The sequence below is a fragment of the Longitalea arenae genome, assembly GCF_016924755.1.
GTDB classification, from domain to species: domain Bacteria; phylum Bacteroidota; class Bacteroidia; order Chitinophagales; family Chitinophagaceae; genus Niastella; species Niastella arenae.
The window spans coordinates 447,841-461,481 of record NZ_JAFFJX010000002.1 but is presented as its reverse complement, the minus strand read 5'-3'; the positions used below and the strand labels follow the sequence as shown (position 1 = coordinate 461,481).

The following is a 13,641-nucleotide window of genomic DNA, read 5'->3' as shown; positions in this document are numbered from 1 at the left end:
TATGGCAACCAAGAAAAAGGCGGCCAAGCCAGCAAAAAAAACGATTGCCCCTAAAAAGCCAGCCCGACCGGCCGGCGGGGCAGCCAAACCTGCTGCTAAAAAAGTAGTTGCTAAGAAGGATGTTAAGCCTGCTGCAAAAAAGACAGCCAAACCTGTTGAGAAAAAGGTCCCGGCCAAACACCAACCTATAACTCACCATGTAACCGCCAAAGCACATGCCAAACCTTCTCCTGCGCCTACCGCCAAGCCAGTTGCCAAACACGTTGAAATAAAAGAAACGAAAGAGGTAAAAAAAGCAGTTGAAGCTCCTGTTAAAGTCGAAAAGCCGGAAGTAAAGGTGGAAGTCAAGAAAATAGAACCTGTGATCCCACCGCCGCCGCCACCGAAAAAGCCAGAACCGGCTAAACCGGTAAAGGTGGTAATCCCGGAAATAAAAACGAAAACAGCACGCAAATACGAACCGGAATTCACAAAATCAGTATTAGATCAACCAGAAAACATTCAAACAGGACCAACCATGAGATATAGTGATGCCGAATTGAGCGAGTTCAAAGATCTGATTTTAAAAAAATTAGAACAGGCAAAGAAAGAACTGGCTTATTTACAGGGTTTAATTACCCGCAAAGACGAAATGGGTGGCGATGAAACCGAAAATCGCTACATGACCATGGAAGATGGCAGTATGAGTATGGAACGGGAGCAGTTGGCCCAAATGGCCAGCCGGCAGATCAACTACATTGATCACCTGGAGAAAGCCCTCATGCGCATCGAGAACAAGACTTATGGCATTTGCCGGGTTACGGGCAAGCTGATCGATAAAGCCAGGTTACGGGCGGTTCCGCACGCTACCCTGAGCATCGAGGCCAAGCAAATGATGAATAAGTAAGCTTAGTGCTGTATAATCGGTTGGTTACCATTCTACTAAAAGTGGAATTGTAGTGTTATGCCGTAACGAAACGCAATAGCAATATAAATAATTAAGCTCTGGCAATACCGCCAGAGCTTTTCTTTTATTGTAACGAAGCATGTGTAAGGGTTGGAAAATGGCCAGTCGGACCGTGATCATTTGCTAAAACCCTCTTTGAGAATCCGGCGCCCAGAAGACCGACGGCATCGGCTTTTCCAGCAGATACTGGTAATAGAACTTATAGGCTTCATAGCGGTTATGTACACCCTTCAAACCCATAATGCTATGCCGCTCACCCGGGTACACCATGCATTCAAAATGCTTTTTCAGGTCCTGCAGTTTATTCATCAGCACTATGCTGTTCTGCATATGCACATTATCATCTGAAGTGCCATGTACAATGCGCAGGAGCCCTTTGTATTTGTTGGCATAGGATAAAACCGAGGTCAGTTTATATCCCTCGGGGTTATCCTGGGGCCTGTTCATGAACCGCTCGGTATAGTGGGTATCATAGAACTGCCAGTCGGTAACCGATGAATTGGCAATGCCATAGGGGAATACGTCTGCTCCATAGGTAAGGGCCATACAGGTCATATAACCGCCAAAACTGCCACCGGTGATACACAGCTTATTGCTGTCGACCCAGGGCTGTTTCTTCAACCAGCGGCCGCAGGCCATATAATCTTCAATTTCATATTTACCCAACTGGCGGAAGATATAGTTCAGGCCTTTCTTGCCAAAATGCCCGCTGCTGCGGTTATCGAAAGAAACCTGTATCAAACCTTCCTGCGCCCACCATTGGGCCGGCGATACGGTTGGCCGCCAGCGGTCGTATACGGTGCCGGCATTCGGTCCGCCATAAATACTGATAAGCACGGGGTATTTTTTCGTGGGATCGAAATTGATGGGGTAGGTGATGAGCACCGGCAACTGGAACTGGCCATCGGCAGAACTAACGTATTTCAGTTCGCTTTTAGGCAGGTTGTACAGCCCGAAATCACTTCCCTTGCTATTGGCTATTTCCCGGATCAGCTTTCCTTTGGCATCGCACAAAGCCGTTGCCGGCGGCGTATTCAGGTTGGAATAAGTGGTTATAAAATAGCTTCCTTTGGGTGAAATGCTTACCATATCATGGCTGAACTCACCAAAACTCAGGCGGGTAAGTCCCTTTCCGTTGAACCCTACTTTATACAGGTCGAAGCGGGCCGAATTTTCCTTCCTCGATTTGAAATAGATCAGGCCGGCTTTTTCATCGACCTTAATGATACTGGTGCTCCAGAAATTGCCGCTGGTTACCGGGTTCTTTAACTGGCCATTGTTATCGTAGTAATAAAGATTATCCCAGCCATCGCGGTCGCTTTTAATGATATATCCTTTGCCGGCAGAAAGGAAGGTAATACGCTCGGTTTCATCCAGGTCGATCCAGGTTTCCTGTTTCTCATCGTACACTTCCTTTTTACTGCCATTCGTAAGATCGATATTATAAACTTTCAGGTTATTCTGCTTCCGGTTCATCCATTGCACCCATAATTGTCCATCGGGCGACCAGGCCGGGGTTCCGAAATACTGGTCATCGCCGGCATTGAAATCGGCCCAGATGGTTTCGCCGGTATTCACTGTTGCAATGCCGATCTTCACCTCGGGATTCTTATCGCCGGCTTTGGGGTAGCGGGTATTTTCGAGGTAGCCATGCTGGCCATCGGCTACATAAATGGGAAACACAGGGACCTGCGAATCATCGAACCGCATAAAACAAATGCGTTTGCTGTCTTCACTCCACCAGAAAGCCTTATAGCGGCTGGCGCGGCCCAGGATCTCTTCATAATATACCCAGGAGGCATAACCGTTCAGAATGGTAGCAGAACCGTCGGTGGTAATGGCCGTTTCTTTGCCGCCGGCCACATTGAATACGTAGAGATTATTGTCTTTTTTGGTGTAAGCGGCCCATTTCTTATCGGGCGAAAAACTGATATTAATACCGCCCTGGATATTCACTGAAGGGTTTAACTGACTGGTTTCCACATTGGGATAGGGGACCGATTGGCCGGTTTTAACGTCTACCATATAGGTGGCCATCTTTCCATCGGCTTCTTTTTGTGTCAGTAAATAATGGGTATCATCGGCCCAGCCTTTAACAACAGGCAGTTGTTTTACCACATTGGTCTCCCCATTGCGGAATAGCTGGTCGAAGCTGAAATTCTTTTGTGCGTGTGAGGTAATTGCAATTACTAGCAGGCATGGCAATAACATACCTTTTGCAGCAGCCCTTTTCATGTAGCGATTTTATTGTTTAGGATAGAAAATTAGCTATTTAGATAACTTGGATAAGGTTTGAAGGGTGAGTGGTTGAACCAATTGACGACTGGCAAATGGAAAAGGCAGCGTCGCCGGTTACCAGTTACCGGTTACCGGGCCTGAAAGTTCTGATGGTTGCTGCCATACTTGCCCTGCCGTTGACGCCTGGTAACTGGTAACCGGTAACTGGTAACCGGTAACTGGTAATTGGCAACCGGCAACCGGTAACTGGTAACCGGCACCCAGGTACTTACTTCACCTCCTGCATATCAACCAGCTTCTTATAAAAACCATTTTGGGCTATCAGGTTATCGTGCGTACCACGTTCAACGATCTTTCCTTTTTGCAGCACTATGATCTCATCGGCATGGCGAATGGTGCTTAACCGGTGCGCGATCACAATGCTGGTACGGTTGGCCATCATCTTATTAATGGCATCCTGAACCAGGCGCTCGCTTTCTGTATCGAGGGAAGAAGTGGCTTCATCGAGAATAAGAATGGGCGGGTTCTTGAGAACCGCCCGCGCAATGGTTACCCGCTGGCGTTCGCCACCACTCAGTTTGCTGCCGCGGTCGCCGATATTGGTTTGATAATTCTCTTCTTTCTGCATAATGAAGTCGTGCGCATTGGCCACGCGGGCGGCCTGTTCAATTTCGGCGATATTGGCCACCGGGTTGCCCAGGGCAATATTGGCCGCAATGGTATCATTGAACAGGATGGGCTCCTGGGTAACGATACCCATTTGGTCGCGTAACGACAATAAAGAGTACTCTTTGATGTTGATGCCATCGATCAACAGTTCACCGGTGGTGGCATCATGAAAGCGGGGGATCAGATCGGCCAGGGTGCTTTTGCCGGCCCCTGATGAGCCTACCAGGGCAACTGTTTTACCTTTTTCAATAATAAGGTTGATGTTATCGAGAATAGTTACATCGTCGTATTTGAAAGTAACGTTCCTGAACTCGATCTTCTTCTCAAAAGCATGCAGGTGACGGGGCGTATCAGCCTCTTTAACGGCCAGGGGCGCTCCCAGTACACTTTCTATCCGTTCGATGGCTGCAGCGCCGCGGCGCATATTATAAAAAGCCTGGGAAAGCGATTTGGATGGCTGTATGATCTGGTAGAACAAAGTAAGATAAGTAATGAACGCTTCCGGTTGCAGCAGTTTTCCAACAAAAACGAACTGACCGCCGATCAGCAGGATAGAACAAAAGATCATGACCCCCAAGAACTCCGACATGGGCGAGGCCAGGTCGCGTTTAAAGGCCATCTGGATGCGCAGTTTGTTCAACAGGTTATTGGTGCTCACAAAACGGTTACGCATCAGTTTCTCGGCATTAAAAGCCTTCACTACCCGCAGGCCGCCGAGGGTTTCATCGAGCGTACTTAATAACAAACCCTGTTGTTCCTGCGCTTCGCCTGATTGTCTTTTCAGCGAGCGGCTTACCCGGCCCAGGATAAACCCGGCGATGGGCAGCAGCACCAGCATAACAAGAGATAACATGGGGCTGAGGAAAATAAGCGCACACAGTACTATCAGGATATTCAGCGGGTCTTTGATCAATCCTTCCAGTGTACCAATAACGCACCATTCAATTTCGTTCATATCGTTACTCATGCGCGACATCATATCACCCTTGCGTTGGTCGGTAAAATAACTTACCGGCAGGATGAGGATCTTATCGTACAGGTCTTCCCTGAAATTGGTCATAACCCGGTTTCGCATGGGAATAAGCGTACGGTAACTGAGGTATAAGAATAGGTTCTTGAATAAGATGGAAAATATGATCACAAGGCATACGGCAGCCAGGGCCTGGGCATATCCATAATTGATAATGAGGTAGGAAAGTCCGTATTTCAACTGGGCCATTACACCATCGGAGTTGAACACCCACACTGGCCTTTCGGTAACAGGGGCTTCCTTGGAAAACAGGAGTTTTAGAAAAGGGGCCAGCATCGCCAGCGAAACCAGGGAGAAAAGAACGGATAACAGGTTGAAAACTACGTATAATAGAATTTTTCCCTTCTGATTGCGGAGGTAAAAGAAAATCCTTGAAAATCGCTTCATGAATCAGTTAAAATAATGAGTAAACGGTGCAAAGTAACTAATTTTACGGCTATTAAACCGTTAAGGAAATGCAAGAAGGGAAACGTCAAAAACAGGTGGGAAGTTTATTGAGTGAAGAATTAAATTTAATTTTTCAGCGACTGGGGCTGAATATGGTCGATGGGGGCATGGTATCCATTTCTTCCGTAAAGATGACGCCTGACCTGCTGGAAGCCCGCATTTACCTGAGCTTTTTTCAGGTGAAGGATGCGCAGGAGGCTTTGAAAAAGATAGAGGAAAGAGCCTGGGAAATTAAGCGGGAACTGGCGAGCCGGGTGGCGAAACAATTACGGCGTATGCCTGAGCTGAAATTCTTTCTCGACGATACACTGGACCATGTGTTTAAGATGGAAGAATTGTTTAAAAAGATCAATCCATCGGGAAAAGAACCGGGGAAAGAAGAATAGGCGGTTACAGGTTGCAAGGTACAGGTTGCAGGGGTAATAAGGCACGTCAGTAATTGAGGCCCTGTACGCTGAACCCTGGAACTTGTAGCAGTTAGTGAAAAATAAAGGCGATCATTTACGTCTACTCACCAACCACAATTCAAACATATACTATTGAACTTCCTCTTCGCCTGGCGATATTTTAAGGCAAAAAAAAGTACCAATGCCATAAACGTAATAGCATGGGTGAGCATTATTGCCGTTATGGGTATTACGTTTGCGTTTATTGTGGTGTTGAGTGTGTTCAATGGCTTTGAGGGACTGGTAAAATCATTGTATTCTTCTTTCTATCCCGATATTAAGATCTCCGCAAGATCGGGCAAGACCATTATACTTACGCAGCAGCAATTACAGGAACTGGCCGGGTTAAAAGGTGTTCGTGCCTACAGCCTGGTGGCAGAAGAAAAGACATTGCTCATCAATGGTGATGTACAGGTGCCTGTAAATCTCAAAGGCGTTGATACCTCATATGAATCGGTAACCGATGTAGCACAGAAACTGATAAGGGGGAATTTTCAAACCGGTAATATCGATGAACCATCGCTGGTATTGGGGAATGGGGTTGAAAATGCGGTTGGTGTGGAAAGCGACAAATTCATATATCCGCTCACCGTGTATGCTTTCAAACGCGGCATGAACTACAATGTGGCTGATCCTTCACAGGCGCTGGCCGCTGCCAGCATCGTTACTGCTGGTACCTTTTTAATACAACAGGATATCGATAACAAGTATGCCATCACCAATCTGGCGTTCATGAAACTGATGATGGGATTGGGACCCAATGAATACAGCGCCCTGGAGCTGGCCCTGCAGCAGGGGGTGAATGCGAATGAGGTACAAAGAGCCATTCAACAGAAATTAGGATTGAACTATAAAGTGGAGACAAAATATGAACAGAATCAGAGTTTGTATAGTGTAATGAACCTGGAGAAATGGGCTATTTACGGAATTCTTACGCTGATGCTCATAGTAGCTGCATTCACCATGATCGGCAGTTTGACCATGCTGGTACTGGAAAAGCAGAAAGATATACAGGTGCTGAAATCGATGGGCGCCAACAACAGTTTAATACAAAAGATCTTTTTAAGTGAAGGTTTATTACTGGCTGGTATTGGTTCAGCAACAGGTGTGGTATTAGCGCTGCTCTTTTGCTGGGCGCAGGTGAACTTCAAGCTGATCGCGATTCAGGGCGGTACTTTTTTAATTGATTATTATCCGGTAGAGCTGGTAGCTTCCGACTTTCTGCTCGTATTGATCACCGTTTCACTGGTTGCCTTCCTGGCTTCCTGGTTCCCTTCGCGCCGCGCAGCGCTGCAACCCATTGAGTTGAGGAGTTAATACCTCAGTTGTACAACGTTTAAGTTAGATCTCAACGTAACAAATACCCACAAAAAAGACCGTTCAGGGTAAACCCGAACGGTCGATATATTTTTGATCTCTTTAATAAGACTAATAATCACCAATGGTCTCTGGCAGCTGAGCTAATGCTTTAGCTAATTGCTCATCGTTAGGAGCAATACCATGCCATTCGTGATGACCTTCCATAAAGTCAACACCGGCACCCATTACCGTTCTCATTAAGATAACAACAGGTTTGCCTTTGCCTGTACGGGCTTTGGCCTGTTCAAGACCTGCTACTACTGCATCGATATCATTGCCTTTGTCAAGGTGCATAACATCCCAGCCAAAAGCGGCGAATTTCGCACCCAGGTCGCCCAATGCCATTACCTTATCAGTTGGACCATCGATCTGCTGGCCATTCCAGTCAACTGTGGCGATCAGGTTATCAACTTTATGGTGGGCAGCAAACATGATCGCTTCCCAGTTCTGACCTTCATCCAGCTCACCATCACCATGCAAAGAGTATACTATATTGTTCTCGCCATTAAGCTTTTTCGATAAAGCAACACCCAATGCTACACTCATACCCTGGCCCAATGAACCACTGGCAATACGAATGCCAGGCAGATGCTCATGGGTAGCAGGATGGCCCTGTAAGCGGGAGTCTATTTTACGAAAGGTGGCCAGTTCTTTTACGTCGAAATAACCCGAACGGGCTAATGTAGAATAAAATACCGGGGAAATATGGCCATTTGATAATATAAATACATCTTCATTGCGGGCTTCCATGGAAAACTGTGGATTATGCTGCATTACCTTAAAATATAATGCAGTAAAGTACTCAGTACAGCCCAGTGAACCCCCGGGGTGACCACTGGCACAGCCGTGAACCATACGAACGATATCCCTGCGAATTTGTGTAGCAATGTCCTTTAAAGCTGGCATAGCAAGATTTAAATTTGGTTGCAAAACTAAAGGAATTGTTTTGTATCAATAAATCAAATTAAACTTTCCCAATATTTTTATATCAAAGCGCGTTGTTCAATGGTTTACTTTGGATCGAAAGTAAGTGTTATTAATAGTTGGAAATCCGAAAATACGCTGTAATTTGCGGAGGCTTTGTGTTTATGAGCCCAACCGGCCCGATTGGTAGCACGTATCATATTCCAAGACTCACAAAATCAGGCTGATGTTTGATGTATTATTTTCTATAGCTATTTCATTTGCAATTACCTTTTTAGCTATTCCGGTAATTATAACCGTAGCAGAACAGAAAAAATTATTTGACATTCCTGACGAAAGAAAAGTGCACCAAAGCCCGATTCCTTCTTTAGGAGGCCTTGGCATCTTCGCCGGGTTCATGTTAGCATGTCTTATAGCTATACCATATCAGGTCGCTACTGACTTTCAATATTATTTTGCAGCTGCATTTGTGATCTTCTTCCTTGGGTTGAAAGATGATATTTTAGTTATATCTCCCATAAAAAAATTCATTGGCCAGGTATTAGCGGCTTTCCTTATCATTTATAAGGGTAATATTCAGATCAAAAGCATGTATGGCTTTATGGGCATACATGAACTGCCTGAAATGTTCAGCCTGCTATTGACCTATCTCACCATCATCGTGATCATCAACTCTTTCAACCTGATCGACGGAATTGACGGATTGGCCGGTTCATTGGGGTTAGTGGCTTCTACTGTATTCGGATTTTATTTTCTGCAGGTTAACATGCTGCCTTATGCGATCCTTGCCTTTGCACTGGCAGGCAGCCTGGTAGCCTTCCTGATCTTCAACTTTCAGCCGGCAAAAATATTCATGGGCGATACAGGTTCCCTGCTGATCGGTTTGGTAAACGCGATATTGGTGGTAAAGTTTATTGGTGTGGCCAATCAAACAGATATCGCCTATCCCATACTTGCATCGCCTGCCATCAGTGTAGCCATTTTGGTTATACCTTTAATGGACACATTACGGGTGTTTGCGATCCGTACATTCCACCGCCGTTCGCCTTTTAGTCCCGACAGGAACCACATTCATCATCTGCTGCTCGACAGGGGTTTTTCACATCGCTTTATAACATTACTGCTGGTTTCCATTAATGTATTGTTCATACTGGCCGCTTATGCAGGGCGTAACCTGGGTTGCACCTGGATCATCCTGGCCATATTGATCGTTTTCTTCTCAGGTATAGCGGCTTTGTACTATACACGTCCGCGTGCAAGGCTCTTTGTTGCCAAAACCATAGATACGCCCGACGGGGAACTGAAAACGTCCAAGATCGTTCCCCTCACTACCGATACGATATTGGAGCATAAGAATTAGTTACCGGTTACCAGTTACCAGTTGCCAGTTACCAGTTGCCGGGAAGGGAGCACCCCCCGAGGCGCATGAAGCTGGAATTACAATTATTAATCTGCAATGAGGGCGCCGGTAACCGGAAACCGGTACCCGGTAACTTTGTCTCTTGTCTATTGCCAATTGCCAATTGTCTATTGAGCCTTCCCATCCGAAAAAATTTAAGTAGGTTTGCAGGCATTTAATATTTCTTCCTATGTCAGATGAATTAAATAAAATCAGGGAATCAGCCCAGGAGAATATGGATAAGGCCATTAGTCACCTGGAAACAGAGTTAGTGAAAGTACGTGCCGGAAAAGCCAATCCAAACCTGGTAGATGGCATTGTTGTAGATTATTACGGAACACCTACCCCTATCAACCAGGTAGGAAATATTTCGGTGGCCGATGCGCGTACCCTGACCATTCAGCCCTGGGAAAAAAATATGCTTCAGCCCATTGAAAGGGCCATTATCGCCGCCAATATCGGCATCAACCCACAGAACGATGGCGTTATGATCCGCTTATTTATGCCCCCATTAACTGAAGAAAGGCGTAGAGAGCTGGTGAAAAGATCACACAGTGAAGGCGAACATTCAAAAGTGGCCATTCGTAATATCCGCCGCGATGCGATGGAGCAGGTGAAAAAATTGCAGAAAAACGGTTTAAGCGAAGATATCTGCAAAGATGCGGAAGCCAGGATCCAGGAAATGACCGACCGCTATATATCACTGGTTGATAAACACCTGGTGGCGAAGGAAAAAGAGATCATGACTGTATAACATACTTTTTATTAAAAAATTGGGAGATGGAGATTTTGTGATCTGTTCAGGTTTTATATACCTGGTAAATCTCAAAATCTCTAAATCTCAAAATCTCTAAATCTCAAAATCTCTAAATCTCAAAATCTCTAAATCTCAAAATCTCGAAATCAGAAATCTCTAAATCAGAAATCTCGAAATCAGAAATCTACCGGCCCTTCTTCCGTGTAGTAACATACACGCCAACGAGAATGATGATCAGTCCAAGCACCTGCCAGCCATTGATCGTTTCACCATCCAGTAATCCCCAGGTTAACGCAATAAAGGGTATGCCATAAGTTACCATCGAGGCAAACAAGCCGCCCGACCGTTTTATCAGCATATAAAAAAGAATGGTGGCAACGGCCGTGCCCATAATACCCAGCACTGCAGAAGCGCCGCTGGAAAAGAGCACCTGCTTTTCGCCGAGCGGTAACGAAAAGTAACCGGTCACCCAAAGAATAATAATACAGGGAAGCAGCAACAATGCAAAGCTTACGGCCACTACGGCCAGGGAAGGCGTTTCGTGTAAGTGACGGCCAACCAGGTTAATGTTCAATCCATACAATATGGTAGCTACTAACGCAAAGGAAGCATAGGAAAGGAACTGCATACTTACATTGCCTTTGGCAAAAAGCAACACCAGCATGCCGCTGATAGCGATCAGTACGCCTGCCAGCTTATGCAGTTGAAATACCTGGCCAAAGAACAATAAACCAATAAAGATGGTAAAAACAGGCGTGAGGGAGTTGAGAAAGCCGGCCAGGGAACTGTCGATCTTTGTTTCAGCCAGGCAGAACAAATAGGCCGGGAAAAAGCTGCCCAGGAGGCCAGAGAGAAAAACATAACCCAGCTTGTTAGTTGGAATATGTTTCCATTCACGTACAGCAACCGGTAATAACACAAGCCCTGCACTCAGGATGCGGATGGTGGCTACCTGGTATGGGCTTAAATTTGCTATTCCTTCTTTGATAAGAATAAAAGAACTGCCCCAGATAATGCAAAGCCCTGTAAAGATGATCGCGTTTATGAATGCCCCCCTGTAATCTGACATGTAAAAATTTGCTCAAAAATCAGGTAATAACTTCGAAATGTAATAAATTAAACGAAACATATTCTCATGGCAACGATCAAATTGAAAGAAGTCAGCACCCGGGCGCCCAAAGATTGGAACAAGGAAGAAACAAAGCTGAAAACAGCGGCAATACTGTCGCAGCTAGATGAGTTACAGAATTTGTTATTTGCAGAATCGAAACACTCGGTACTGGTCGTATTGCAGGGTATGGATGCCAGTGGTAAGGACAGTACCATCCGGAAAGTTTTTGGAACCCTGAATCCGCAGGGCGTACGCGTGCAATCGTTCAAAGTGCCTACAGACCTGGAATTAAGCCATGATTTTTTATGGCGCATACATGCAGCCGCGCCGCCAAAAGGCGTTATTCAGATCTTCAACCGCTCGCATTATGAAGATGTGCTGGTTACCCGTGTACATAAATGGATAGACGAAAAGACCGTCAAAAAGCGGATGAAGGCCATCAATGCCTTTGAGCAGTTATTGCAGGAGCATAACAATACCACCATATTGAAATTCTATTTGCATATCTCTCCGGAAGAACAACAGGAGCGCTTGCAGGAACGAATTCACAATCCATCAAAACAATGGAAATACAATGAAAAGGATTTTGAGGAAGCCAGGTTGTGGGATCATTACATGGCAGCCTATGATGATTGTTTCGCGCATTGTAATGATGTGCCCTGGACCATAGTGCCCGCTGATCAGAACTGGTATAAGGAATATGTAATTGCAGATACGCTCCATAAAGCCTTATCGAAGCTGGATATGCAATACCCCGGATTAAAGAAAGGGTAACAGGCAATTGTTATATGTTTGCGGCCATTGATGTAAAAAATTAATATATTAGTTGATTGAACGCTGACCGCATAACATGAATGCGTTTTGCGTTTAGCGTGGTAAATATCATTAATAACTAAAACTATTCATTATGGGAATGATAAAAGAATTCAGGGAATTTGCCATGAAGGGCAACGTGGTTGACCTGGCCATTGGTGTTATCATTGGCGCGGCATTCAGCAAAATTGTTAGTTCGCTTGTTGATGATGTAATTACACCGCTCTTATTGAAACCAGCGCTTGAGGCGACCAATCTCAAAGACCTGGATAAACTGGTGATCTTTGGAACCGTTAAAGCGGGTGTATTCCTTTCTGCCGTGATCAACTTTTTAATAGTTGCATTCATTTTATTTCTAATTGTAAAAGGTATAAACCGCTTTAAGCGCAAAGAAGAAGCTGTTGCCCCGGTTACACCGGAAGAGATCATATTGTTACGCGAAATACGCGATTCATTAAGGAAATAGCTTATAATAAGTTCCACCTGCGTTTTATATTTGCAAGGCATTTTGAACTATCCTCAAAATGCCTTTTTTTAATCTATAAATTATCATATGAAACAGGTGGCGTTCGCCGTGGCTTTTGTATTTCTTACAATTATTAGTGTAGCACAGGACAAGACGGTTCAGGAATTAAGAAAGGAATCGGGAAAATCAATAACAAAGGACGATAAGGACACGGTGGCTAAAACCTGGAAAACAGGCGGCATGTTCAATGGTACGGTGGGCCAAACCTCGCTCTCGAACTGGGCGGCCGGTGGCGACCAGTTCTCTTTCAACGCAAATGGATTATTAAGTCTTTATGCATTTTATAAAAAAGGCATTCATTCCTGGGATAACAGTATTGACATGGAATTGGGTTATATCAATTCTACTTCACTGGGTACCCGCAAAACGAATGACCGGCTCGATATTATCTCCAAATATGGCTGCCAGTTGTTCGACCATATGTACCTGACCGGACTGTTTAACTTTCGTTCACAGTTCACCGAAGGATATACCTATCCCAATGATACTACCAGAATAAAACAGTCAACCTTCCTGGCCCCGGCTTACGTGATCGTAGCGCTGGGTATGGACTGGAAGCCGAGTCCTACCTTCTCTTTATTCCTTTCGCCCATCACCAGCCGCTGGGTCATTGTGCGTGATGATAGTTTATCTGCCAAAGGCGCTTATGGGGTAGACACCGGCCGCACTTCCCGCAATGAGATCGGTGCTTATTTAACCGCCACCGTTAACAGGGAGATCATCAAGAATTTGACCTATAAAGCCAAGCTCGACCTCTTCTCTAACTATAAACACAATCCGCAGAACATCGACCTGTTCATGACCAACCTGTTAAGCATGAATGTGTACAAGGGCTTCTCTTTTAATTTGGGAGCCGATCTTATTTACGACGACGATGTAAGGACCTTTGGGAAAGAGAAGAATGCCCCCAGGCTGCAGGTAAGGCAGTTTATCGGCATCGGTTACCAGCGAAAGTTCTAAAGCTGTGATTATGAAA

General features: G+C 45.3%; 12 protein-coding genes. 8 read left to right on the top strand and 4 right to left on the bottom strand.

Features of this window, described 5'->3' with window-relative positions:
• The first annotated feature begins 1 nt into the window (after window position 1).
• Window positions 2-886 (top strand): TraR/DksA family transcriptional regulator, encoded by an 885-nt coding sequence (locus JT717_RS06870; protein WP_205509459.1) that lies wholly within the window; start codon window positions 2-4, stop codon window positions 884-886.
• Between the two features lie 183 nt (window positions 887-1,069).
• On the opposite strand, the gene JT717_RS06865 is transcribed toward JT717_RS06870, so the two are convergent.
• Together JT717_RS06865 and JT717_RS06860 are read right to left on the bottom strand one after the other, a co-directional pair.
• Window positions 1,070-3,181, bottom strand: coding sequence for a S9 family peptidase (locus JT717_RS06865; RefSeq protein WP_205509458.1), 2,112 nt, complete (start codon window positions 3,179-3,181; stop codon window positions 1,070-1,072).
• A gap of 271 nt (window positions 3,182-3,452) precedes the next feature.
• Window positions 3,453-5,270, bottom strand: a complete 1,818-nt coding sequence (locus tag JT717_RS06860) for an ABC transporter ATP-binding protein (protein ID WP_205509457.1) — start codon at window positions 5,268-5,270, stop codon at window positions 3,453-3,455.
• 68 nt (window positions 5,271-5,338) lie between these two features.
• Between JT717_RS06860 and rbfA the strand changes: the two genes are divergently transcribed.
• The gene (gene rbfA, locus JT717_RS06855; protein WP_205509456.1) at window positions 5,339-5,716 is read left to right on the top strand and encodes a 30S ribosome-binding factor RbfA; all 378 of its coding nucleotides are present in this window, start codon (window positions 5,339-5,341) and stop codon (window positions 5,714-5,716) included.
• A gap of 153 nt (window positions 5,717-5,869) precedes the next feature.
• Window positions 5,870-7,093 (top strand): FtsX-like permease family protein, encoded by a 1,224-nt coding sequence (locus JT717_RS06850; protein ID WP_205509455.1) that lies wholly within the window; start codon window positions 5,870-5,872, stop codon window positions 7,091-7,093.
• 111 nt (window positions 7,094-7,204) lie between these two features.
• Here the strand turns inward: JT717_RS06850 and JT717_RS06845 are convergent, their stop codons facing one another.
• Window positions 7,205-8,041, bottom strand: coding sequence for a transketolase (locus tag JT717_RS06845; RefSeq protein WP_205509454.1), 837 nt, complete (start codon window positions 8,039-8,041; stop codon window positions 7,205-7,207).
• Between the two features lie 244 nt (window positions 8,042-8,285).
• Between JT717_RS06845 and JT717_RS06840 the strand changes: the two genes are divergently transcribed.
• Both JT717_RS06840 and frr read left to right on the top strand, forming a co-directional pair.
• Window positions 8,286-9,419 (top strand): MraY family glycosyltransferase, encoded by a 1,134-nt coding sequence (locus JT717_RS06840; RefSeq protein WP_205509453.1) that lies wholly within the window; start codon window positions 8,286-8,288, stop codon window positions 9,417-9,419.
• Window positions 9,420-9,648: 229 nt separating this feature from the next.
• Window positions 9,649-10,212: a ribosome recycling factor gene (frr, locus tag JT717_RS06835; protein ID WP_205509452.1), complete on the top strand. Its 564-nt coding sequence runs from the start codon at window positions 9,649-9,651 to the stop codon at window positions 10,210-10,212.
• A gap of 187 nt (window positions 10,213-10,399) precedes the next feature.
• Here the strand turns inward: frr and JT717_RS06830 are convergent, their stop codons facing one another.
• Window positions 10,400-11,284, bottom strand: coding sequence for a DMT family transporter (locus tag JT717_RS06830; RefSeq protein WP_205509451.1), 885 nt, complete (start codon window positions 11,282-11,284; stop codon window positions 10,400-10,402).
• Between the two features lie 66 nt (window positions 11,285-11,350).
• Here JT717_RS06830 and JT717_RS06825 point away from each other — a divergent pair, with 66 nt between their 5' ends.
• The 3 genes from JT717_RS06825 (at window position 11,351) to JT717_RS06815 (ending at window position 13,625) form a co-directional block, all read left to right on the top strand.
• Complete coding sequence (locus tag JT717_RS06825; protein ID WP_205509450.1) at window positions 11,351-12,100, top strand: PPK2 family polyphosphate kinase; 750 nt, start codon at window positions 11,351-11,353, stop codon at window positions 12,098-12,100.
• A gap of 133 nt (window positions 12,101-12,233) precedes the next feature.
• Window positions 12,234-12,605, top strand: a complete 372-nt coding sequence (gene mscL / locus JT717_RS06820) for a large conductance mechanosensitive channel protein MscL (RefSeq protein WP_205509449.1) — start codon at window positions 12,234-12,236, stop codon at window positions 12,603-12,605.
• Between the two features lie 87 nt (window positions 12,606-12,692).
• A complete protein-coding gene (locus JT717_RS06815) occupies window positions 12,693-13,625 on the top strand; it encodes a DUF3078 domain-containing protein (RefSeq protein WP_205509448.1) in 933 nt (310 codons plus the stop codon).
• Window positions 13,626-13,641 lie beyond the last annotated feature (16 nt).

What these genes read in the sequence shown, in the direction of transcription:
- JT717_RS06870 (WP_205509459.1), top strand. Translation starts at nt 2, where the DNA reads ATGGCAACCAAGAAAAAGGCGGCCAAGCCAGCAAAAAAAACGATTGCC.
- JT717_RS06865 (WP_205509458.1), bottom strand. Translation starts at nt 3,181, where the DNA reads ATGAAAAGGGCTGCTGCAAAAGGTATGTTATTGCCATGCCTGCTAGTA.
- JT717_RS06860 (WP_205509457.1), bottom strand. Translation starts at nt 5,270, where the DNA reads ATGAAGCGATTTTCAAGGATTTTCTTTTACCTCCGCAATCAGAAGGGA.
- rbfA (WP_205509456.1), top strand. Translation starts at nt 5,339, where the DNA reads ATGCAAGAAGGGAAACGTCAAAAACAGGTGGGAAGTTTATTGAGTGAA.
- JT717_RS06845 (WP_205509454.1), bottom strand. Translation starts at nt 8,041, where the DNA reads ATGCCAGCTTTAAAGGACATTGCTACACAAATTCGCAGGGATATCGTT.
- JT717_RS06840 (WP_205509453.1), top strand. Translation starts at nt 8,286, where the DNA reads ATGTTTGATGTATTATTTTCTATAGCTATTTCATTTGCAATTACCTTT.
- frr (WP_205509452.1), top strand. Translation starts at nt 9,649, where the DNA reads ATGTCAGATGAATTAAATAAAATCAGGGAATCAGCCCAGGAGAATATG.
- JT717_RS06830 (WP_205509451.1), bottom strand. Translation starts at nt 11,284, where the DNA reads ATGTCAGATTACAGGGGGGCATTCATAAACGCGATCATCTTTACAGGG.
- JT717_RS06825 (WP_205509450.1), top strand. Translation starts at nt 11,351, where the DNA reads ATGGCAACGATCAAATTGAAAGAAGTCAGCACCCGGGCGCCCAAAGAT.
- mscL (WP_205509449.1), top strand. Translation starts at nt 12,234, where the DNA reads ATGGGAATGATAAAAGAATTCAGGGAATTTGCCATGAAGGGCAACGTG.
- JT717_RS06815 (WP_205509448.1), top strand. Translation starts at nt 12,693, where the DNA reads ATGAAACAGGTGGCGTTCGCCGTGGCTTTTGTATTTCTTACAATTATT.